Source organism: Kitasatospora acidiphila, from assembly GCF_006636205.1.
GTDB classification, from domain to species: Bacteria; Actinomycetota; Actinomycetes; order Streptomycetales; family Streptomycetaceae; genus Kitasatospora; species Kitasatospora acidiphila.
Map to the genome: position 1 here is coordinate 3927116 of NZ_VIGB01000003.1, position 21615 is coordinate 3948730.

Genomic DNA, 21615 nt, shown 5'->3' on the forward strand with positions numbered 1-21615 from the left:
CGATCAGACCGGCTGCGGCTCCAGGTCGCGGTTGATCCGCTTCCAGCCGCGCGCCGACACGGTGTTGGGGTGCTCCTCGCCGAGCTGCCGGATGAACTCGGCGACCGCGCGGGAGCGCAGCTCGGACGCCTGGTTTATCCGGCCCTGCGAGCGCAGCGTGACCGCCGTGTTGGCCTGGCAGGAGACCGCGTCCGGGTGGGTGGCGCTGTAGCGGTCGCACAGGCCCCGGTAGGCGGTCCGCTCCAACTCCTCGGCCTCACTGAGCCGGCCGAGGTCGCCGTAGGCGTTGGCCAGGTTGATCATGCTGTTGAGGGTGAACGGGTGCTGGGGGCCGAGCACCCGGGACAGCGTCGCCACGGTGGCCTCGCCGAGCTCCGCCGCCTCGCCGAGGCCGCCGCTGCCGCGCAGGTAGATCACCAGGTTGTTGGCGCAGGCCAGGGTGAACGGGTGCTCCTGGCCGAAGAGTTGCTGGTGGCCGACGTAGACCTGGCGGGCCAGGTCGCGGGCCGCGTCCTTGTCGCCGCCGGCGCTGTAGTCGGCGGCGAGGTTGAGCGCGCAGGCCAGGGTGTCGGGGGCGTTCTCGCCGTACCGCTCCAGGTAGCGCTCGTAGGTCTCCTTGGTGAGCCGGCGGGCCTCCGCCTGCCGGCCGGACTTGCGCAGCGCCACGGCCAGCGCCTTGGCGTTGCGCAGGATCTCCGGCACGTCGATGTCGAGGGTTTCGGCGTAGGCCTCGTCGACCTCCTGGTGGACCGCCACCGAGGCCTCGTAGTCGCCCTGTTCGCGCAGGTCGCGAGCGAGGTTGGACTTGCTGGAGAGGGTGTAGGGGTGCTTGGGGCCGAGCACCAGGGCGCGCCGGTCCAGGGTGTCCTGGTCCAGCTCCAGGGCGGCGGCGCTGTCCCCGACCAGGCGGTGGTCGATGGCCAGGTTGTTGGCGATCGACAGGGTGCGCGGGTTGTCCTCGCCGAACTGCTCGCGGAACCGCTCCAGGATCTCCTTGTCCAGCTCCAGCGCCTTGGCGAACTCGCCCAGCGCCCGGCGGTCGGCGCTCAGCGAGCCGGCCGTCATCAGGGTGTACGGGTGGTGCTCGCCGAGCACCCGGCGCTGCCGCTCCAGGGTGTCCTCGTCCAGCTCCATGGCGGCGGCGTACTGGCCCTGGGAGCGCATCACATTGGCGAGTTGGAAGCGCAGCAGCAGGGTCTGCCGGTCGTCCTCGCCGAGCTTGGCGGTCCAGGCCTCGTCCAGCAGGTGGCCGGTGCGGCGGGCCTGGTTGAACTCGCCGCGCTTCCACAGGTAGCGGACCCGGTCGATCATCAGCTGGCGGGTGTCGGACTCGTCGCAGTCGTGCGCCCGGGACGGCGACAGGTGCGGCCAGATCTCCTCGAACGACGGCCAGTTGGCCGGGTCGTCGGTGTCGCCGACCACCGGGCGGGCGCCGATCAGGATCCGGTGCACCTCGTGGATGGTGTCGTTCTGCTCCTCCGGCGTCATCTCGGAGCGGATCACCTCCTGGACCAGCCGGTGCACCTGGATGCTGTTGGCCCCGGGGTCCACCTTGGCCAGCGCGTACCGGCCGATCGCCTGGATCACCCGGCCGAGCAGGAACTTGTCGCTCAGCCCCGGGTCGAACGGCACCAGCGCCCGGATCATCTGGTCGCTGTAGAAGAGGTTCATCGAGATCGGCTCGGGCGCGAAGTAGGCGCACAGCTGGAGCATCCGGGCGGCGGCCGGGGACTGCCGGCGCAGCCGGGCGATAGAGACCCGCCAGGTGGCCCCGACCGTCATCGGGTAGTCGACCGGGCGGCCCAGCTCCAGCACCCGGGCGGCCTCGGTGCGCAGCGCCGAGATGTACTCGGTGACCGGGGTGCCGGTCGCCTTCAGCCAGGCCCCGGCGACCTCGACGGCCAGCGGCAGGTCGCCGACCGCCTCGGCCACCGCGTTGGCGTCCTGCTGGGCGAGTGCGCCGCCGGTGCGCCTGGTCAGGTGGTCGATGCTCTCCGGGCGGGTGAAGACGTCCATGGTGAGCGCCTCGGCCGCGGTGGACCAGGCCTGGTTGCGCGAGGTGACCAGCACATGGCCCGGGCCGCCGGGGAAGAACTGGCGCACCTCGGTCGGCTCGTCGGCGTTGTCGAAGATCAGCAGCCAGCGCTTGGCCCGCTCGCCGCGGCGCAGCGCCTCCAGCGCGATCTCCGCCGCGTGCGCCACCGGCTCGTTGGTGGAGCGGCCCATCCGGCGGGCCAGCTCGGCCAGTTGGCCCTGGATCTCCTCCTCCTGCTCGGCCGAGATCCACCACACCAGGTCGTAGTCGGCCATGAAGCGGTGGGCGTACTCCAGCGCCACCTGGGTCTTGCCGACGCCGCCGAGGCCGTACAGGGTCTGCGGCACCGGCAGCACCGCGGTGGTGCCGCCGCCGAGCTGGTTGCGCAGCCGCTCCAGCACCTCGGCGCGGCCGGTGAAGTAGGTGTTGCGCGGCGGCACGTTCCAGATCTCCGGCTGGGTGCCGGGGAACCGCGGGCCGGTGGCGCCGTCGACCGTCGGCACCTCCTCCTTGCCCAGCGCCTTGACCAGTGCGGCCAGCGCCTGCGGCTCCTTGAGGTTGACCAGGTCGACCGGGTTGCGGGTGCTGAACGGCGCGACCAGCGGGGTGGAGCCGACCCGGACCGGGATCAGCTGGCGCCGGGTGCCGGACGGGTCGGAGCCGGCCACCGACTCCCACAGCGCCCGGGCCTGCGGGGAGCGCAGGTAGGCGGGCGAGAGCACGGCGACGGTGCGGAAGGCGGCGTCCACCGAGCGCTCGGTCTCCACCCGGGGGTCGGCGCCGGCGCTGATGTCCCGGGGCAGCACCCGGAAGCCGGCCAGGCCGAGCACGTACTCGATCCAGTCGGCCCACATCCGGTCCTCGGGCACGTAGCTGAGGTAGATGTCGGCGGGCACGGTGGGGCGGCGGCGGGTGAACGCCTCCACGTAGCGCAGCCGCAGTTCCTCGTCCATCGGCGGCAGCGAGCTGACCTCGCCGCCGGTGATCGCGTCGGCGAGGCGCTCGCAGGCGGAGAGCATGCTGGTCGGGGTGCCGGGCTGGTCGCCGAAGGTGGCGAGGATCTCCTCGTAGGCGTAGAACGGCCGGTACGGGATCTCCACCGAGCCCCAGTAGTGCACCAGTTCCTCGCCGGACAGGCCGGACGGCAGCCCGTCGAAGCGGATCCGGGCCAGCGCCCGGCCGGCGTCGGCCTTCTCCTTCTCGAAGTCGTCGATCCGCATCGGCACCGGCAGGATCCGGATCTGCCGCTCGCGGTAGCGGTCGGCGATGTGCTGGGCGATCCGGGAGGCGCCGTCGATGCTCTGGTCGCTCAGGGTGAAGCAGACCACCAGGTCGTCCGGCATCTGCACGGTGCAGATCTCGGCGGTGTCGGACAGGCCGGTGCGGCTGTCGATCAGCACGTAGTCGTACCGCTTGCGCATGTCGGCGCGGAGCGCGTCGAAGAACTGCCCGCCGTCGAACCGCTCGTAGAACAGGTCCCAGTCCAGGCTGCCCAGGGTGCCGGAGTAGTCGCGGTCCTGCCGGCCCGCGGCCAGGAAGTCGATGCCGCCGCCGGGCGGGAAGCCGTTCCAGGAGAGCGACACGGTGTGCCCGGCCACCTTGGCGAAGTCCAGGTGCCAGCCCTGGTGGTGGCCGATCCCGCGCAGCTCCTCCTGGTAGCGCTCGGGTTCCAGGAGCGCGTCGGCGTGCAGCTCGGTCTCCCGCAGCGCCTCCTCGCGGTAGTCGTTGATCAGCGTCATCACGCCCGGCGCCTCGGCGAGTTCGGCCGCGTCCAGGAACGGGTGGAAGAACTTGGCCAGGCCCGGCGCCTCCAGGTCCCAGTCCACGGTGAGCACCCGGTGGCCGTTGGCCGCCAGGATCCAGGCGGTGTTGGCCAGCGCCATGGTGCGCCCGGTGCCGCCCTTGTAGGAGTAGAAGGTGATGATCCGGCCCTGCCGCTCCTCCTCCGGCGGCTGGTCCTGCTCCGGGGCGGAGGCGCGCCTGCCCAGTCGCAGGTTGCGCGTCCGGTCCTTGTCGGACGTGTCAGGCATCGTTGTCTCCCCCTCGGTCGCTCTCGTCATCCTCGTTGTCGAACGGTCGCGCTGTGCCGGGCCGGCCGCCCCGCGGGCCCGAGGGCGGTAGGTCGCCGAACGCGCCGAGCAGCCGGGGCCGGGGCTCGCCGCCACCGGGCGGCCGGGGCAGCGCGCGCTCCTTGAACGCCTTCTGCGCCCTGATCGCCGCGTGCTGGAAGGCCAGCCCGAAGTCCCGGGCGGTGGGCACCCCCTCCGGGTCGAGGTGGTCGCCGGCCACCGGGCGGAACGACGGGCGGGCGCTGCCGGTGCGGCGGCGCAGCACCCGGTCGCTGAGCGCGGCCAGGTTGGCGGTCTCGGCGGCGCACTGCGGATCGTCCCGGTTCCACGGCTCGACCACGCTCACCCAGGCCGGGTTGCGCCGGGCGAACTCGGCCACCAGGGCGGCCCGGGCCGGATCCTGCAGCACCCAGCGGTCCAGCAGCAGCACGCCGGGGCCGGTGGGCTGCTCCAGCTCCATCAAGTGGTCGACGCGGGCGTCGAATTCGTGCACGGTCGGGTTGAGGTCGCACTGCCGGGCCAGCTGGGCGGCCTTGTCGGCGAGCGTGGTGTCACCGCCGCGGACGTACGGCTGCCAGTCGGTGCGCAGCGCGCCGTACCAGCCGGCGTCGCGGTGCTCGGGCACCTCGCTGTCCTTGAACGACAGCACGGCGATGGTGAGTTCGTCGGCCGGCGAGTGGCTGGGGAAGGCCGAGGGGTTGGTGGTGAAGTCGACCGGCTCGACCACCGGGACCACGGTCTCCAGCGCCACGTCGACGATCCGGCGGGCGATCTTGTAGACCACCTGCTCGTAGAGCCCCTGGTGGTGGCGCTGGGCCATCAGCGCGTAGAGGCCGTCCTCGGTGTAGGCGAGCGGCATGCTGGAGTGGTTGTACTGCACCTCGGACGCCACCTTGGGCAGCGCGCCCTCGCGCATGCCGACCCACAGCACCGGCACGACCGCGGTGTTGTGGGCCGGTCCGCCCGGGGATTTGGCGGCCCGCTGGGCGAAGGTGTACCACTCCTGCCCGCACGGCGTGGAGCGGAACAGCCGCGGGTGGTAGAGCGGCACGAAGACCCGGCAGGTGGCCAGTGCCTCGGAGATCTTGGCCGCCCAGTTGTCGCCCTGGTGCATGGTCTCGTCCATGAACCCGACCGGGTCGGCGGTGGGCAGGGGGGTCAACTGCAGCACCGCCTCACAGAGGTCCTCGTAGAACTGGCTGACCCGCAGATTGGGATTGCGGGAGCCGACCGTCGGCATGTGCGCGTAGGAGAGGAAGAAGTGCGGCTTCGCCGAGGCCTGCCGCACGCCTTCAGCGTCGTTCACTCAGCCTCCCCCGGGCGCCGACCGCTCCTCCCCGCAGGGGGACCTTCAGTGTAGGAAGGACGGCTTCCTGGAGGGAATAGCGCCGAGCCTGCCCTGCTGCCACTGATCATGCGTCAGAGCACGGTCAACTGTCAGGAGTTTGCCCGGATCTCACCCCTCGCCAGGGGCACCGCACGGCGTGTCGGCTCGGCGCGCAGCCACCCGGTGGCGGCGTCCACCGCGGGGCGGACCGGTAGCAGCACCGCGGGGGCGCCGCCGACCCGGCCGGTGCGGGCCCCCAGAGCGGGCCAGATCACGGGCAGCATCCGGGCGAAGTGCAGGTCGTCGACGTCGACGCCGTCGAAGTGCACCCAGCCGCGCCCGGCCACCCGGGCGGTGTAGCGCTTGCGCGGCGGATCCGGCAGCCGGTACTCGGCCAGGTGCAGCACGGTGCAGGTGGTGAGGGGGGCGCCCAGCATCAGTACCCGCGCCTCGGCCCGGTAGAGCGCGCCCACCGGGGAGCGGTCGCCCAGGTGGCTGGGGAGCTGGTGGTCGCACGTCAGTTCGGCGGCCCGGGGGCCCAGCGCGGCGAACGAGGTCTGCGGGTGGCCGCTGCGCAGCGCGCCCGGGGTGCGGCGCAGCTCCTCGGAGAGCCGGCCGACCGTCGGTGAGCTGGGGGTGGTCAGCGGGTCGAAGGCGGGCATCGCGGCGCGGTAGGCGACCAGCTCGGCGGGGGTGAGGGCGGCGGTGGCGCGGGTGTGCAGCCGGGAGGTGAGCGAGTTCTCCGGGGTCGCGGTGTAGCCGACCACGGTGCCGGCCGGCCCCAGCGCGGCCCGCAGCGCGGCCAGCACCGCGGCCGAGTCCCGCGCCGGGGCGTCCAGCGAGCGCAGCGCGGCGTGCACCAGCAGCACGCCGGTGTCGGGGCCGACGCCGAGCGCGCGCAGCTCGGCGGTCAGCCGGATCACCGGGGACATCAGGCGGGCAGCTCGGCGGGCTTGGCCGCCGGTGCCGGCAGCGGCGCCGCCTCGACCCGCACGGAGCCCCAGCGGTCCAGCGAGGCCCGCATGCCGCGCCCGAACCGCTCGCCCAGCGGGGTCAGCGCGCCGCAGCCCAGCAGGGTGTCGATGGCCCGGTCGGTGTGCCCGCGCCAGCGCGCCAGCTGCTCGCGGGCGTGGTCGGCGGCGTCCCCGCGCAGCCCGTCGTAGGCCCGCACCCGGGTGGCCCAGAACTCGGTGACCGCCAGATGGGCGTAGGTGCCCTGGAAGAGCCCCTCCAGCGGCCGCTTGTCCGCCCGCCAGGGCGCGTCGAAGAGCCGCTGGTCGGCGCGGTCGAACAGGTCGTGGAAGTCCAGCACCGCGCCCAGCTTGACGTGCTGGAACTCATGGGCGAGCAGCAGCGCCAGGATCGGCGCGGTGGCCGGGCGGGCGATGCCGACCGCCCCGAAGGCCTGCCGGGCGGCCGCGCTGACGTCCCGGCCGCTCGGGCCCGGGCGCAGCGGGGTGATGGTGTTCAGCCCGGCCGCGATCCCGGCCGCGTACTGCGGCAGGTCGCGCTGGGTCAACTCCCAGGCCTCGCGCAGCGATCCGGTCCAGTCGGCGAGCGCCGCCGCGGTGAGCCGCTGCTCGGCCGGCCACTGGTGGCTGTCCCGGTACGGGTCCAGGTCCTCCAGCGCCACCGTCCAGCCCGCCGGCAGCTCCACCCGGCGCACCGGCAGCCAGCGCTCGCCGGCCGGCTGGTCGTGCGCCACCCGGAACTCGGCGCCGCCGGGCGCCCGCACGGTGAACGCGGCGGCGCCCCCGCGCAGCACCGCGGTGCCGCTGCCACCGGTCAGCAGCCGTCCCAGTGTCGGCAGTTGGACCGCTCCCCCGCGCACCGGCACGGCCACCTCGGTGCTCCGGCCGGCGCGCAGCGCGGCGGCGGCGGCGATCTCGGCCAGCGGACCGAGGTCCGCCCCGCCCGTCCCGTCGCTCAGGCAGCGCACCGCCCAGGCCCGCACATACGGGTGGGTGAGCACCGCGTCCACCGCCAGCGGGGCCTCGGTGTCCAGTTCGGTGAGCAGCTCCCAGGCCGGGCCGGCCGCCGGGCCGACGGCGGCCAGCAGCCGCCTGGTCAGGTCGAGTTGGCCGGCGGCCAGGGCCCGCACCGTCGCCCCGTCCCCGTAGCCGCCGGCCAGCTGCTCCAGTTGGTCCTCGGTCAGTCCGGCGCCCGTGCCGGCGGCCGCCGGCTGCACGGGGGCCACCCGGTCCCGGATGGTGGTGATCAGCCGCATGAGGTCTCCGCAGAAGACGGACGGGTTGTCGAAGCCGGCGCCGGTGCGCCAGCGGTGCGCGTAGAGCCCGCCGCCGCAGCTGCGCACCACCGGGCAGGCCCGGCACTGCGCGCTGAGCCCGGCGAGCCCGGACTGACGGGCCATCATGCCAGGGTGCCGGGCGACCTCGTCGAGGCTGTTCGCGAAGATGTCGAATCCGGTCGCGGGTGCACCGTCATACGCCGTTTTCAGACTGTCCGCCTGCTCGAAGGTGCCATCGGTCTCGATCACCACCAGGTCGGCCGGGTCGAGGCCGAGCGACTCGGTCAGGCTGGAGCGGCCGCCCAGGGTGCGGACGATCGAGTCGAAGGTGCGCACCGGGACCGGGCGGCCGAGCCGCAGCCAGTGCCGGTGGATCGTCAGCAGCCATTCGGCATAAGGAGCCTGGCGGCCGTGCCGGGGCGGCGGGGCGTCCCAGGTGGCGTGCGGGAGCAGGAAGTCGATCTTCGGGGGGTCCAGCTCCAGCAGTGCGTCCAGCACCGCGACCGGGTCGTTCTCGATGTCGATGGTGCAGAGCAGGCCCGCGTAGAGGTCGCGGTAGCGCGGGGTGCGGAGCAGCTCGACGGCGGCCAGCACCTGGGGGTGGCTGCTGCGGCCGTCGGCGAACCGCCGATGCCGGTCGTTGGCGGCCCGGTCGCCGTCCAGCGAGATGCCGACCTTGATCCCCAACTCGCGGAAGAGCTCGCAGAATTCCTCGTTGAGCCGGACCCCGTTGGTGTGGATCCGCAGGTCCAGCGCGCAGTCGGCGGGCAGCCGGGCGCGCAGTTGCTCGGCCGCCCGGCGCAGCAGCACCGGGCCGGCCAGCAGCGGCTCCCCGCCGTGCAGCACGACGTGCACCGCGGGGAGCCGGTGGGCCAGGGCGTGCTCGGCGATCCGGTGCGCCGCCTGGTCGACCACCGCCTCGCCGATCGCCCTGGGGCGGCCGCGCCAGCTGGTGTCGGCGTGCTCGTAGACGTAGCAGTGGTCGCAGGCCAGGTCGCAGCGACTGTGCACCTTCAGCACCACCTGCGAGAACGGAACCAGCACGGGAGTCCGAACTATCTATCCGTCGCTGTCAGTTGTCGTTTCGGGTCGGATCAGATGGAGGAGTTGAACGCCGCCACCGGCACCTGGCCGGACTCCTCGCCGGGCAGTGCGCGGTACAGCGCTGCGGTGAGTTCCGCGACCCCCAGGGCGGCGAGTTGGTCGAGCGGGATCCGGGTGTCGGTCTGCGGGCCGGTGTGCTCGGCGGGCTCGACAGTCAGGACAGTGGTCATAGCGTCAGATCCTTCTCAGCGAGAGATGCGATTCAACCGCACCCGATGTGGGTAAAGGTAGCCCGCTCAGAGCGCCCTAGCATGCCGCCGTCCACCGCCCGCGGGGACACCGGCACGTGCCGTAGTCCGGCCCGGCGCCCCCGAACTGCGCCTACCTGCGGCGACGCCGAGCCGATGGCCCGAAGAGGCCACTGAATACCATCCGACCGGACTACTCCGATCCGCGTAAGTCGGCCGCGTCGCGTCTACCTGACTCGGCATCGGAGCATGTCGGTCCCAAGGCCCGGGCGCCTGGACCCGGCCCGCCCGGGGCCCCGGATCCGACGGCGGTCAGACCCGACGCCGGTCAGGGGCAGAGCCGCTCGACCGTCCAGCCCGACTCGGTGGCGACGTAGCGCAGCCGGTCGTGCAGCCGGTTGGGCCGCCCCTGCCAGAACTCCACGCTCTGCGGGATCACCCGGTAGCCGCCCCAGAACGGCGGCACCGGCACCCCCTCGCCCTCCGGATAGCGGGCCTCCAACTCGGCGAACCGCTGCTCCAGCACCTCGCGGGAGGCCACCGGGCTGGACTGTTCGCTTGCCCAGGCGCCGAGTTGGGAGCCGTGCGGGCGAGTCCGGAAGTAGGCGGCGGTCTCGTCCCGCCCGGTCCGCTCCACCCGGCCGATCACGATCACCTGACGCTCCAGCGGGTACCACGGGAACAGCAGCGACGCCTGCGGGTTGACGGACAGTTCGGCACCCTTGCGGGAGCCGTAGTTGGTGAAGAAGACGAAGCCGCGCTCGTCGAATCCCTTGAGCAGCACGGTCCGTGAGCTGGGTCGGCCGTCGGCGTCGGCGGTGGAGAGCACCATGGCGTTGGGCTCCAGCACACCGGCCCGCTCGGCCTGGGCGAACCATCTGCTGAACTGGGCGACCGGGTCGGGGGACAGATCCGTTTCGGACAGCCCCTCCTCGGCGTAGTGACGGCGCATCCGGGCGAGATCGGGGGCGGAGTTCTGCGGCGCGGGCTGGGCGCGGTCCGGGGTCTGCACGCCAACATCATCCCGTACGACAAGCGGCGCACGACGCCCTGCCTATGGAATCTCGACATCAAGAGATATGGTGGCTCGCCACCGCTTGACCAGCAGCGGGCCGGTTATTTGTCCGGCAGTGGCCGGTTTTCACCGGAAAATCCCCCGGTCTTCACCGGGTGCGTGCATAAGGTCGAGCTTCCTCCGGGAAACATCACCGCCGTGGTGTATGGCGCAATGCACCCAGTGCCTGTCACTCTGGCACCGAGTGCCAAACACCCAACGGTCACCGGCCGGTCGCCCCACCAGCGGCGGACCGGCCCTCACGTCACTGAGGAGCCGCGTGATGTCCGATTTCGTACCTGGTCTTGAGGGAGTCGTCGCCTTCGAGAGCGAGATCGCCGAGCCGGACCGCGAGGGCGGTGCCCTCCGCTACCGCGGTGTGGACATCGAGGAGCTGGTCGGCAGCGTCTCCTTCGGCAACGTCTGGGGCCTGCTGGTCGACGGCAAGTTCAACCCCGGCCTGCCGGCCGCCGAGCCGTTCCCGATCCCGGTGCACTCCGGTGACATCCGGGTCGACGTGCAGTCCGCACTCGCCATGCTCGCGCCGGTCTGGGGCCTGAAGCCGCTGCTGGACATCGACGTCGCCCAGGCCCGCGACGACCTCGCCCGGGCCGCCGTCATGGCGCTCTCCTACGTCGCCCAGTCGGCTCGCGGCCAGGGCCTGCCGATGGTCCCGCAGCGCGAGATCGACAAGGCCGAGACCGTCGTCGAGCGGTTCATGATCCGCTGGCGCGGCGAGCCGGACCCCAAGCACGTCAAGGCCGTCGACGCCTACTGGACCTCCGCCGCCGAGCACGGCATGAACGCCTCCACCTTCACCGCCCGGGTGATCGCCTCCACCGGTGCCGACGTGGCCGCCGCCCTCTCCGGCGCGGTCGGCGCGATGTCCGGCCCGCTGCACGGCGGTGCCCCGTCCCGGGTGCTGCACATGATCGAGGAGATCGAGCGCACCGGCGACGCCGCCGCCTACGTCCGGAAGACCCTGGACAAGGGCGAGCGCCTGATGGGCTTCGGCCACCGCGTCTACCGCGCCGAGGACCCGCGCGCCCGCGTGCTGCGCCGCACCGCCAAGGAGCTCGGCGCGCCGCGCTTCGAGGTCGCCGAGGCGCTGGAGAAGGCCGCCCTGGAGGAGCTGCACAACCGCCGCCCCGACCGGGTGCTGGCCACCAATGTGGAGTTCTGGGCCGCCATCATGCTGGACTTCGCCGAGGTGCCGGCGCACATGTTCACCTCGATGTTCACCTGCGCCCGCACGGCCGGCTGGTCGGCGCACATCCTGGAGCAGAAGCGCACCGGCCGCCTGGTCCGCCCGTCCGCCCGCTACATCGGCCCCGGCCCGCGCAGCCCGCGCGACGTCGAGGGCTACGACTCGATCGCGCACTGATCGGATGCACGACTCGATCGCGCGCTGATCGGATCCCCGTCCGATCCGACGATCCGGTGATCCGATCGTTCGCTGACGATCCGACAGGTCCACATCCCCGCCCGGTCGCTGAAGATCCCATCTCAGCGGCCGGACAGGGGGCGGACCAGGGCGATACGGAGCAGTAGGCTGCGCCCGTGGCCCAGATTCAGATCCCCGCTGACCTCAAGCCCGCAGACGGCCGTTTCGGCTGCGGCCCGTCCAAGGTGCGCCCCGAGGCCCTCAGTGCCCTCGCCGCCACCGGTACCTCACTGCTCGGCACCTCGCACCGCCAGGCTCCGGTGAAGAACATCGTGAAGCGCGTGCGCGAGGGCGTCGCCAGCCTCTTCTCGCTGCCCGAGGGCTACCAGGTGGTGCTCGGCAACGGCGGCTCCACCGCCTTCTGGGACATCGCCGCCCTCGGCCTGGTGCGCCAGAAGTCGCAGCACCTGAGCTTCGGCGAGTTCTCGTCCAAGTTCGCCTCCTCGGTCAAGGCCGTGCCGTGGCTGGACGAGCCGACCGTGATCAAGAGCGAGGTGGGCAGCCACCCGCTGCCGGTCGCCGAGGACGGCGTGGACGTCTACGCGCTCACCCACAACGAGACCTCCACCGGCGTGGCGATGCCGCTGCGCCGCCCCGCGGGCACCGCCGGCGACGGCTCGCTGGTACTGGTGGACGCCACCTCGGGCGCCGGCGGCCTGCCGGTGGACATCACCGAGACCGACGTCTACTACTTCGCCCCGCAGAAGTCCTTCGCCTCCGAGGGCGGGCTCTGGCTGGCCTCCTTCTCGCCGGCCGCGCTGGAGCGGGCCAACGAGATCGCCGCCTCCGGCCGCTACGTCCCGCCGTTCTTCGACCTGCCGACCGCGATCGATAACTCCTCGAAGGACCAGACCTACAACACCCCGTCGATCGCCACCCTGTTCCTGCTGGCCGACCAGCTGGAGTGGCTGAACGGCAACGGCGGGCTGGAGTGGGCCGTCGCCCGTACGGCTGAATCGTCGGGCCACCTCTACGGCTGGGCCGAGAAGTCCTCGTTCGCCAACCCGTTCGTCGCCGACCCGGCGATGCGCTCGCAGGTGGTCGGCACCATCGACTTCGACGACGCCGTCGACGCCGCCGCGGTCGCCAAGGCGCTGCGGGCCAACGGCATCGTGGACACCGAGCCGTACCGCAAGCTCGGCCGCAACCAGCTGCGGATCGCGATGTTCCCGGCCGTCGACCCGGCCGACGTGCAGGCGCTGACGGCCTGCATCGACTACGTGGTCGAGCAGCTCTGAGGGCTCTCCTCGGCTGAGGCTGTCCTCGGTTAGCCGAAGGGCCGCCACCGGGTGACCGGGGCGGCCCTTCGACGTGTCCGGGGGCTACTTGCAGACGCCGTCTCCGGGGGCTACTTCCCGAGGACGGCAGCGATCAGCACGGCCACCAGGATCAGCCCCAGGGCGCCGGAGACGATGCGGGTACGAGTCTTGGGATCCACGCTTCCCGAGGGTACCCGGCCGACTCAGACACCCAGATGCGAGCCCCCGGTGGCGTCCAGCACCTGGCCGGTCACCCAGCGGCCGTCATCGGAGGCCAGGAACGCCACCGCGTCCGCGATGTCGGCGGGCTCGCCGACCCGGTTGAAGACCGACATGCTGCCCCACTCCGCGCGCTGCGCCGGGTCGTCCAGGTGCGGGTTCATGTCGGTCGCCACGATGCCGGGGGCCACCGCGTTGACGGTGATCCCGCGCCCGCCGAGCTGCTGGGCCAGGGTGTGGGTGAAGACGTTCAGGGCGCCCTTGGTCATCGAGTAGGCGATCGTCGTGGTCAGGGCGATCCGGGCCACACCGGACGAGACGTTGATCACCCGGCCGCCGTCCCGCAGCCGGTCCAGGCCCTGCTGCACGATGAAGAACGGCGCCTTGACGTTGATCGCGAAGACCTGGTCGTAGTCCGCCTCGGTCACCTCGTGCACCTGGGAGAGCAGGCCGATCCCGGCGTTGTTCACCAGGATGTCCACGCCGGGCGCGGCGCCCCGCTCGGCCAGGGCCGCGTCGAAGGCCGCCCAGAGCGCGGCGGCGTCGCCCGGCACGCCCAGCTCGGCCCCGACCGCGAAGGCCTGCCCGCCGGCCGCCTCGATCTCGGCCACCGTCTCCTTGGCCGCCTGCTCGTTGCTGCCGTAGTGCACGGCGGTCAGCGCCCCCTCGCGCGCCAGCCGCAGCGCGATCCCCTTGCCGATGCCGCGGCTGCCGCCGGTGACGAGAGCGGTCTTGCCAGTGAGCCGATCCATGGCCGTCGCCTTTCTGTAGCGATCACTATGAAAAGAACCGTAGCACGGGATCTGTAGCGGTCGATATAAAATTGGCTCCATGACCGGAACCCGCGGGCGCCCCCGCTCCTTCGACCGCGAGGCCGCCCTGGCCACCGCCACCGAGCTGTTCTGGGAGCACGGTTACGAGGCCACCTCGATCGCCGACCTCACCGAGGCCATGGGCATCCGACCGCCGAGCCTCTACGCGGCCTTCGGCGACAAGCGCGGACTCTTCGACAAGGTGGTGGCCCGCTACGGCGAGCACTACGGCCTGCGGGCCATGGACGAGGAACCCACCGTGCGCGTCGGCGTGGCCCGCCTGCTCCTCGACGCCGCCCGGGAGTACACCGCGCCCGAGCACCCGCGCGGCTGCATGATCATCAGCGCCGCGGCCAACTGCACCGACCCCCAGGTGCGCGACGCCCTGCGCGCCATCCGCAACGCCAACATCGCCGACTTCGAGCAGCGGATCGCGGCGGCGGTGGCCCGCGGCGAAGAGCCACCGGAGACCGACCCCGCCACCCTCGCCCGCTTCACGGGCGCGGTGCTGCAGGGCATGTCCCAGCAGGCCCGGGACGGCGCGGTGCGCGAGGAGCTGGAGGCGGTGGCCGCGGCGGCGATGCGGGCCTGGCCGGAGGCGGCCGGCTGACCGGACGTCAGCCGGATCACACGCGCCACGCCGAGCCGACCAACATCAACTCCGTCGCCCGAGCCGGTACAGTTCTCCCTCGTGCCACGCCGACCGCACACCAGTACGAGGCGTGCGCACGGTAGTTGGTCGGCCGTCAGGGCCGGCGCACACACTTTTCCGTTCATGGGGAACACCATTTCAGCCCGTCACGCCGCTGCCGCGGCCCTGCTCGCTGCCACCGCGCTCACGCTGACCGCCTGCGGTCCGGACGACACCAACACGGGTGGCAACGGGGCGTCGTCCACCGCACCGTCCGCCGCCGCGTCGATCCCGGCCTCCGCGCCGGCGACCGGCAAGCCCGCCAAGCCCGTTGCGTCCGGTAGCGCCAAGCCTCCGACTGCCCGACCCTCGCACCCGGGCACACCGCGATCCGCGTCGACAACGTCAACGGCGCCATGAACCACGTCGAGGCCTACATCGCCAAGGCCGACTGCGACCCCAACCTCCCGGACGGCCCGCAGTGGGACCCGACCACGCAGGCGGTCGAGTACACCTTCTCGCAGACCGCCAAGACGAAGATCATCTACGACGACGGCGGCCTCAAGCTCGTCCCCTGGGACACCGCCCTGCGCCACGTCCAGTCCTGCGGCCAGCCCGACAAGTTCCCGACCCCCAAGGGCGAGGAGTGCATGGGCAACTTCTACGACGTGGTGGTCAACTCCAACAAGCAGATCACCGAGCTGACCCAGCTGTACCACGTCTGATCGTCGGCCAGCATCAACTGATCGCCGGGCCGGGCCCTTCCAAGGGGTCCGGCCCGCTCGCATATCCGGCCCGGATTTCCGCCGATCACCACCGAACCCGACCTCGGCGGGATGCCAATAAGGAGTGCAAGCACGGGACACGCCTGCCGACAGACGGAGTTGACATGCATGATGCACGGGGACCAGCCAGCGAGCCATCGGCCCAGCGTCTGTTGACGGACGCCGACATAGCCTCGACAGCAGGCCAGTTGGTTACCGATGCGGAGATTATCGGCGAGTCAGCGATCGCGCCCGAGCGCTTCGGTGAGATCTACGACCGGCACGCCACCGAGATCCACCGCTACCTGGCGCGCCGGGTGAGGACGGCCGTCGCCGACGGCAGCTGACGCCCCGTCAAGCTAGGCTCAGCCATCAGTCAGCCTACGGGGAGGCGCGGTGCCGGAGCGCTTGCGGATCGTTCTGTTGTCTTACGGCGCTGAGGGGTTCGCCGACCTGCACGGCCCGTGCATCGCGGCGGGGCACGAGCCGATCGCCTACGTGTTCGCGCCCCGCGCCAGCCGGACCAACGGAGCGCATCCGTGGCGGGGACCGCCGTAGGCAACATCCTGGCTCAGCTGCCGCCGGGCCCTGACCTGCTGCTACCGCGCAGCCCCGCCGGCCTGGCCCGTGCACTCGCCGGCTGTCAACCGGACCTGGTGGTGTGCAACGGGTTCCCTTGGAAGCTCTCGGCCGAGGTGCTGCGGATCCCCCGCCTCGGCGTGCTGAACGTCCACCCCTCGTTGCTGCCCCGCCATCGTGGGCCGATGCCGATCCACTGGGCGGTACGCCACGGAGATCCGGAGACGGGGGTGACGGTCCACTGGATGGACGAGTCCTTCGACACCGGCCGCATCCTCGTCCAACGTGGCGGCGTAGAACTGCCGGACGACCTGGACGGCGATTGCGTCTTCGACGAGGTCCAGGCGCTGTCGCGCGAACTACTCGCTGAAGCGCTGGAACTGGCCGCCGGTGGCTTCGCCGGGACGGCCCAGTCCAACGATCATGCCAGTTACGAAGGCCTGTTCGGCCCGCAGCACTCGGTGATCGACTGGTCGGCGAAGCGGCACGACATCCACAATCTCGTCCGCGCCTTCCGCTTCGGACTGTTCCCGCTCCCCGGTCCGCTCGCCATGGTCAAGGGCCAGTGGTGGTCGGTGCTGAAGTCCCGTACTACGCCTGGTGACGGAGTTCGGGTGGAGTGCGGCGACGGTCCACTATGGCTGGTGGAATGGGTACCGGTGCCGACGCGCGCGGCTTGGCTACTCCCGAGCTGACAGTCAGCCTCGCGTGAGCCGCTCGCGCAGGCGTTCCGCTCTCGGGTCGATGAACTCCCCGAGCAGCGCGAGCGCTTCGCTTCGGTGCCGGGACGCGTCCGCAGAGCCGCCGGTGGCGTCCAGGGCGTCCGCGAGATGGCTCAGAGCCACGGCGCGCTGCCACCGGTCGCCGAGCTCGCTATGCACGGCCGCAGCGCGGCGGTGGAAGTCGGATGCCTCTTCGGCGCGCTCGAGGTCGAGACAGGCCTGCCCCGCGCCGTCCCAAGCCAGCGCCTCGCGGCTGCGGTCCCCGAGCGTGCGCTGGATGACGGCCGCGCGGTGGTAGGAGCCGAGGGCATCCTCCGGGTGCCCCGCCGCGCGTTGCGCCGTGCCGAGTTGGGCCAGCCAATGGCCCTCCGCCACTGGGCTGTTCAGCTCCAGAGCGAGATCGACGGCCTGCTGGGCGGTGTCCAGCGCCTCGCCCTCACGGCCGGTTTCGAGCTGGATCAGGCTGAGGAGCCGTAGCGCGTTGCCCTCGCCCCAGCGGTTGGCCCGCGCCCGGAACGCCTCCAGCCCGGCACGGACCAGGGGCTCCGCTTCCTCGTACCGGGCCAGCGCCAGCTCGGCCTCGGCGAGGTTGACCGCCACCAGCGGCGCCCAGTAGGCGTCGTCGAGCCCCTGGAAGAGCGTCCGAGCACGCTCGAACGCCTGCCGCGCACCGAAGAGTTGCCGTTGACGCAGTTCCAGCAGGCCGAAGCCGTTGAGGGTCAGCGCCTCGCCGGACGGGTCGCCGAGCTCCCGCCGGATCTCCAGCGCCGCCCGGTACTGCTCGGCCGCCTGGTCGAGCTGGTGGGACTGGGTGTAGCCCATGCCAAGGCTCTCGTGCAGCTCCGCCTGCGCATGCCGGTCACCCTCGCACCTGGCCGCTTCCAGACCCACCAGCGAGACCGCGAGCCAGTCCTGGAACGGATTGCGAATCATGTAGAAGGCGCGCAGCACGACCGCGAGCTGCCAGGCGTATCGGTCAAAACCCAGTGCTGCCGCAGTTCGGGTGACGGCCGCCAGGTTCTCCTGCTCGTGCTCGAACCACTGCATCGAGGCCGCTTCGTCAGCGAGGCTGGCGGGTTCCACCTCGGGGTCGAGCGGGTCCAGCGGGACTCTGGGCTCCTGCGGGGCGATGCAGGCCTGGGCCGCGTCCGCCGTGTGCACGTACCAGGCGAGCACCCGCCTCAGCGCCTGCTCGCTCTCCTGCGGCTCCTGCTCACCACGCGCTTGGTCGATGGCGTAGGCGCGCAGCAGATCGTGGAACCGGTAGCGGTCCGGGGCGATCTGGTCGACCATGTGGGTCGCGACAAGTCCGTCCAGCAGACGGCGCGTTCGGCGCGTGCCAACAGCTGTGAGCGCGGCGGCGGCCCCGGTACTGAACTCCCCGGTGGGGTGCAGGCCCAGCATCCGGAACAGCCGCGCGGCATCGGCGGGCAGCGCGCGGTAGGACCAGGCGAAGACCGAGCGGACCGCCTCCGACTCCTCCTCGTCCTCACTGGAGAGCGCGTCCCACAGGCTGGATTCGTCGCGCAGGTCCTGGATCAGGTCGTCCAGCGGCATCCGTGGCCGTCCGGCCGCGCGCTCGGCCGCGATCCGCAGCGCCAGCGGCAGCCGGGCGCAGAGGCGGGCCAGCTGAGTGAGCTCGGCCGGGTCGTCCTCGCTGCGGTAGTCCGCCGTCACCGCTCGCAGGAGGTCCACGGCGTCCTGCTCCGCCAGCACCTCCAGGGTGAGATGCCGGGCGCCCTCCCGCACGCTGAGGCCGGACAGCCGGTGCCGACTCGTCACCACGACCAGTGCGCCCGGAGCGCCTGGCAGCAGTGGGCGGACCTGGGCCGCCTGCGAGGCGTTGTCGAGCACGATCAGTATCCGGCGTCCGGCCATCTGGGACCGGTAGGCCGCCGCCATCGCCTCCGGGTCGGCGGGGATCGCGGCAGCGGGTACGCCGAGGGCGCGCAGGAAGCGTTCGAGCACCTGCGCGGGGGCCACCGCCGGCTGCGGGTCGTAGCCGTGCAGGTTGGCGTACAACTGGCCGTCCGGGAACTGCGCGCGCACGGCATGCGCCCAGTGCAGCGTCAATGAGGTCTTGCCGACCCCGGCGGTCCCAGTGACCACCAGCACCTGGGCCGCCGCCGGGCGCTCGGCGAGTAGGCGGTCCATGGCCTGCCGTTCCGCTACCCGGTTGACGAACCCGCGCAGGTCGGTGGGCAGTTGCGACGGCACCGGTTCACTGTGCTGGGTGGACGGCGGGGGCGCGTGAAAGTGCACGGGCCCCTGGATGTCGCGGGCTTGCACGACCTGGCTGGCGGAGGACCCCGAGAGTGACGAGCTGACGCTGCTTGAGGAGCCCGCCGCCTGCTCCGGCACCTCCTCGCTCACCTGGCCGGCGCCAGCGCGGCCGCCTCGCGAGCCATGAAGCTCTCGATGTCCTCGCCCTGCTCGTAGAGACCGGCGATGAACTGTGCGACCCGTTCCCTGGTCGCGGCGTCCGTGTAGCGGGTCGCGCCCTCGCCGAGGCCAGTGGCGTCGTAGGTAATGTCGTAAACGGTGTCGGGGCCCAGGGTAATCAGCTCCGGCAGCTGCTGCCCGTCCTGTTCGTACTGGGAGATCTGCTCGGGGCCGACGACCCGGATCAGCTCGCCGCACTCGGCCCGCACGCGCAGCAGGTGCAGTTCCCAGGTGAGGTACGAAGTGACGGGAAACTCGACGACCCGCACGCGCAGCAGGCGGCAGTCGTGGTCGGCGGCCAGTTGGGAGAGGTGGAAAAGCCCGCCACGCCGGGCCTCGATCAGCTCCAGCGCCCGCGCCCAGTCGCCCTCGGAGTAGGCGCGCCAACTGGCGTCCCCTGGCTCCACAAAGTGCTGGCGGCGTTCCAGCTTCCACGAGTCCCAGCCGTCAACGGCGAAGTCCCGCTTGCGGAAGTCCGCCCGGTAGGCGTCGAGGGCGAGGCGCTCGCCGGAGGAGGAGCCGAGGAGGTCACGCATCCGGCAGGTCCGCCTTCACGGCGAGGAGCGTGATCCGGGGGATGACCACCAGGCGCTCACCATCGCCGATAACGAGGTCCTGAGGCAGGCCCGCCTGGTACGCCTCCGTCAGGTCGCGTCCGACGACGGCGATGTCACCGTTGTCGAGCTCCCAGATGTCGGGGCAGCCATCCCTCCCTCCGGTTGTCCCCAACTCAGCCGGTGACTTCCCCAGCCGCCGGATCAGCACGGCGTCGGGGTCCGCCTCCCAGGGGTGGGTCATGACTCCTCCAAGGCGTCACGTGATCAGATCACTACGGAGAGTATGAGGTGATCTGACGTGTCGTCAATGAAGCAGGTGCTTGCTCTTGAGGCCTGCCACGAAGGCGGCGAAGGAGCGGGCAGGGAAGGCGAGGGAGGGGCCGGCAGGGTCCTTGGAGTCACGCAAGGGGACGAGGCCGTCGGGGGCGAGCTGCGGAGCGCACTCGATGCAGTTGCCGCCGGTTCCACCGGAGTAGCTGCTCTTGACCCACACAGTGATCAACTCCTGGCGAGCGACCTGTTCTTGACACTCTCCACGAAAGCAGAGAAGGCGGAGGCCGGGAAGACCAGGGAGGGGCCGTGGGGATCCTTGGAGTCACGTACGGGGACGACGCCGTGGATAGCGGACTGCGGGGCGCATTCGACGCACTGGCCGCCGGTCCCGCCCGAATGGCTGCTCTTGATCCAGGTGATTTCGGTCATCTGCCTGTTCCTCCATGACACTTCGGATCACCTCAGCGGAGTCCGTCCGGGACAGAGCCTCCCCGCGTACCCGATCATACTCATCGACGTACCGGCTCACCTGGCGCGCGTTGTCGATGAAGTGCCCCTGGTCAAGGCTCTCTGAGTACACCCGCCTCTGCCCATTACCCTGCTCAAGAATGATCATGCCGCTCATCGGCATCCGGGTTGTCTCGCCCTCCCCAAAGGGCAGCACTTGGATGACGACATTCTTCCTCTGCATCACCGACAGCAGATGGGCCTGCTGGTCCCTCATCAGTGCTCGGCTTCCCACCGCGCGCCACAGGACCGCCTCGTCAATCACGCTGACCAGTTGCAGCCCGGCGGAGAAGAGTCGCTCCTGCCGAGCAAGCCGCTCGCGCACTCGCTCTTCAATCTGCTCAGCGCTGTCGAAGTGAGCAGCGAAGAGGGCGCGTGTGTATTCCTCGGTCTGCAGCAGGCCCGACAAGCGTCCCGTGGACAGGTCATACAGCCGTACCGCCTGTGTCTCCAGCTTCCGATACTCCTCATACGCGTTCCAGTTCGGGCTCGGCAGCGCCAAGTACGGCTCCACCAACTTGAACGCCGTGATCAACCGCCCTCCGGCTTGCAGCATCTCGTCGAGAAGGCGCGCCCACTTCTCATCTGGCTGCACCTTCCCCAACTCCAGATGGCTGATCATCGTCTGGTGCGCCTTGACCAGGTCCGCAAGCTGCGCCTGCGTCAGCCCCCGCTCCTCCCGGATCATCCGCAGCACGTCACCCCAGGTCATCCGCTTCTCATCAACGGCGTCCAGGTCCACGGTCATGACCGCCACCTCAACAATCTGCTCCTGCGTCTTGCACAACCGGTTGTCACCGCAGCATCACACGCCGAAACTGATTGTGCAGGTGAATCGACCAAGTTCCACCAATAGATCCTGTTTTGCCCCACCTCACTCCTCACAGAGAGCCATCCGCGATGCCCGTCCCCGAGGACCGCAACCTCCCCCGTGCCGCTGTCTCGCCAACTGCGGTGGGCACCCCGAGCAGCTCGCCCGCCTTGCGCCCGCGTACCCCACGGCCAGCCCCGAGGGCGTGCAGCCGCCCGAACTCCCCTACGAGCCGCGCAGACGCGGGGAGTTGATCTACGACGTGCTCAACCAGCGCACCGGTGCGTTCATGGACCGCAACCGCCAGCTCGTCTACCTGCGCCCCGAGCGCGGTGGCGCCGAATGGGAGGTGGACGTCAAGTGGCTGACGAAGTCCGCTCCGTGATGCCGTCCATCCGCCAAGCACGCGCCGCCCTCGACGAGTTGGAGGATGCCCTCGTGGACCGGGAGGTCGATGTCCCCGACCTTTCCGCCGGCCTCCGCGTCACCCCCATGGGAGCCGTGCTCGTCCAGCTCCGCCCGCTGCTCCCCACCGAGCTGCTGCTGATCGCAGAGGCCCTCCGCCACTGA

The 21615-nt window shown here is 71.3% G+C and carries 22 protein-coding genes and 1 pseudogene; 9 read left to right on the forward strand and 14 right to left on the reverse strand.

Annotated elements, in window-relative coordinates:
• Positions 1-3: 3 nt before the first annotated feature.
• From fxsT to pdxH, 6 genes are all read right to left on the reverse strand, one after another.
• A complete protein-coding gene (gene fxsT / locus E6W39_RS18325; RefSeq protein WP_141634433.1) occupies positions 4-4065 on the reverse strand; it encodes an FxSxx-COOH system tetratricopeptide repeat protein in 4062 nt (1353 codons plus the stop codon).
• The gene (locus tag E6W39_RS18330; RefSeq protein WP_141634434.1) at positions 4058-5410 is read right to left on the reverse strand and encodes a TIR-like protein FxsC; all 1353 of its coding nucleotides are present in this window, start codon (positions 5408-5410) and stop codon (positions 4058-4060) included. Before E6W39_RS18330 ends, fxsT begins: the two co-directional genes overlap by 8 nt.
• 131 nt (positions 5411-5541) lie before the next feature.
• The gene (locus E6W39_RS18335) at positions 5542-6363 is read right to left on the reverse strand and encodes an aminoglycoside N(3)-acetyltransferase (protein ID WP_141634435.1); all 822 of its coding nucleotides are present in this window, start codon (positions 6361-6363) and stop codon (positions 5542-5544) included.
• Complete coding sequence (locus tag E6W39_RS18340; protein WP_181799320.1) at positions 6363-8723, reverse strand: FxsB family cyclophane-forming radical SAM/SPASM peptide maturase; 2361 nt, start codon at positions 8721-8723, stop codon at positions 6363-6365. Before E6W39_RS18340 ends, E6W39_RS18335 begins: the two co-directional genes overlap by 1 nt.
• A 50-nt stretch (positions 8724-8773) precedes the next feature.
• Positions 8774-8953: an FxSxx-COOH cyclophane-containing RiPP peptide gene (fxsA, locus tag E6W39_RS18345; protein ID WP_141634437.1), complete on the reverse strand. Its 180-nt coding sequence runs from the start codon at positions 8951-8953 to the stop codon at positions 8774-8776.
• A 346-nt stretch (positions 8954-9299) separates the two neighbouring features.
• Positions 9300-9923, reverse strand: a complete 624-nt coding sequence (pdxH, locus tag E6W39_RS18350) for a pyridoxamine 5'-phosphate oxidase (RefSeq protein ID WP_141637816.1) — start codon at positions 9921-9923, stop codon at positions 9300-9302.
• A 385-nt stretch (positions 9924-10308) separates the two neighbouring features.
• Between pdxH and E6W39_RS18355 the strand changes: the two genes are divergently transcribed.
• Together E6W39_RS18355 and serC are read left to right on the forward strand one after the other, a co-directional pair.
• On the forward strand, positions 10309-11409 hold the full coding sequence (locus E6W39_RS18355) for a citrate synthase 2 (RefSeq protein WP_141634438.1): 1101 nt from the start codon (positions 10309-10311) through the stop codon (positions 11407-11409).
• A 176-nt stretch (positions 11410-11585) separates the two neighbouring features.
• A complete protein-coding gene (serC, locus tag E6W39_RS18360) occupies positions 11586-12707 on the forward strand; it encodes a phosphoserine transaminase (protein WP_141634439.1) in 1122 nt (373 codons plus the stop codon).
• 224 nt (positions 12708-12931) lie between these two features.
• Here serC and E6W39_RS18365 read toward each other — a convergent pair whose 3' ends face one another.
• Positions 12932-13699 carry an SDR family oxidoreductase gene (locus E6W39_RS18365; RefSeq protein WP_141634440.1) on the reverse strand — a complete coding sequence of 256 codons (768 nt, stop codon included), beginning with the start codon at positions 13697-13699 and terminating at the stop codon, positions 12932-12934.
• Between the two features lie 79 nt (positions 13700-13778).
• Between E6W39_RS18365 and E6W39_RS18370 the strand changes: the two genes are divergently transcribed.
• The gene (locus tag E6W39_RS18370; protein WP_141634441.1) at positions 13779-14369 is read left to right on the forward strand and encodes a TetR/AcrR family transcriptional regulator; all 591 of its coding nucleotides are present in this window, start codon (positions 13779-13781) and stop codon (positions 14367-14369) included.
• Between the two features lie 188 nt (positions 14370-14557).
• Here the strand turns inward: E6W39_RS18370 and E6W39_RS39450 are convergent, their stop codons facing one another.
• A complete protein-coding gene (locus E6W39_RS39450; protein WP_181799321.1) occupies positions 14558-14716 on the reverse strand; it encodes a hypothetical protein in 159 nt (52 codons plus the stop codon).
• Positions 14717-14806: 90 nt separating this feature from the next.
• Between E6W39_RS39450 and E6W39_RS18375 the strand changes: the two genes are divergently transcribed.
• The 4 genes and pseudogenes from E6W39_RS18375 to E6W39_RS43000 all read left to right on the forward strand — a co-directional run bounded on the left by E6W39_RS18375 (position 14807) and on the right by E6W39_RS43000 (position 16428).
• Positions 14807-15115, forward strand: a complete 309-nt coding sequence (locus E6W39_RS18375; protein WP_141634442.1) for a hypothetical protein — start codon at positions 14807-14809, stop codon at positions 15113-15115.
• 248 nt (positions 15116-15363) lie between these two features.
• Positions 15364-15501 carry a hypothetical protein gene (locus E6W39_RS40470; protein WP_220140229.1) on the forward strand — a complete coding sequence of 46 codons (138 nt, stop codon included), beginning with the start codon at positions 15364-15366 and terminating at the stop codon, positions 15499-15501.
• A gap of 312 nt (positions 15502-15813) precedes the next feature.
• Positions 15814-15963: pseudogene (locus tag E6W39_RS42995) on the forward strand (formyltransferase family protein); the annotation flags it as partial.
• 15 nt (positions 15964-15978) lie between these two features.
• Complete coding sequence (locus E6W39_RS43000) at positions 15979-16428, forward strand: hypothetical protein (protein WP_267286791.1); 450 nt, start codon at positions 15979-15981, stop codon at positions 16426-16428.
• 3 nt (positions 16429-16431) lie between these two features.
• Here the strand turns inward: E6W39_RS43000 and E6W39_RS18390 are convergent, their stop codons facing one another.
• The 6 genes from E6W39_RS18390 to E6W39_RS40475 form a co-directional block, all read right to left on the reverse strand.
• Positions 16432-18672 carry an ATP-binding protein gene (locus tag E6W39_RS18390; protein ID WP_228718208.1) on the reverse strand — a complete coding sequence of 747 codons (2241 nt, stop codon included), beginning with the start codon at positions 18670-18672 and terminating at the stop codon, positions 16432-16434.
• A gap of 152 nt (positions 18673-18824) precedes the next feature.
• On the reverse strand, positions 18825-19433 hold the full coding sequence (locus E6W39_RS18395; RefSeq protein WP_141634444.1) for a DUF6879 family protein: 609 nt from the start codon (positions 19431-19433) through the stop codon (positions 18825-18827).
• On the reverse strand, positions 19426-19695 hold the full coding sequence (locus E6W39_RS18400) for a hypothetical protein (RefSeq protein WP_141634445.1): 270 nt from the start codon (positions 19693-19695) through the stop codon (positions 19426-19428). The genes E6W39_RS18395 and E6W39_RS18400 overlap by 8 nt, the downstream gene beginning before the upstream one ends.
• Before the next feature lie 63 nt (positions 19696-19758).
• Entirely contained in the window at positions 19759-19947 is a 189-nt protein-coding gene (locus E6W39_RS18405; RefSeq protein ID WP_407658622.1) for a DUF397 domain-containing protein, read from the reverse strand.
• 5 nt (positions 19948-19952) lie between these two features.
• Positions 19953-20138, reverse strand: a complete 186-nt coding sequence (locus E6W39_RS41645; RefSeq protein ID WP_228718686.1) for a DUF397 domain-containing protein — start codon at positions 20136-20138, stop codon at positions 19953-19955.
• Entirely contained in the window at positions 20050-20982 is a 933-nt protein-coding gene (locus tag E6W39_RS40475) for a helix-turn-helix domain-containing protein (RefSeq protein WP_141634448.1), read from the reverse strand. Before E6W39_RS40475 ends, E6W39_RS41645 begins: the two co-directional genes overlap by 89 nt.
• Positions 20983-21250: 268 nt before the next feature.
• Here E6W39_RS40475 and E6W39_RS18420 point away from each other — a divergent pair, with 268 nt between their 5' ends.
• Positions 21251-21430: a hypothetical protein gene (locus tag E6W39_RS18420; RefSeq protein ID WP_141634449.1), complete on the forward strand. Its 180-nt coding sequence runs from the start codon at positions 21251-21253 to the stop codon at positions 21428-21430.
• Positions 21406-21615: a hypothetical protein gene (locus E6W39_RS18425; RefSeq protein WP_141634450.1), complete on the forward strand. Its 210-nt coding sequence runs from the start codon at positions 21406-21408 to the stop codon at positions 21613-21615. Before E6W39_RS18420 ends, E6W39_RS18425 begins: the two co-directional genes overlap by 25 nt.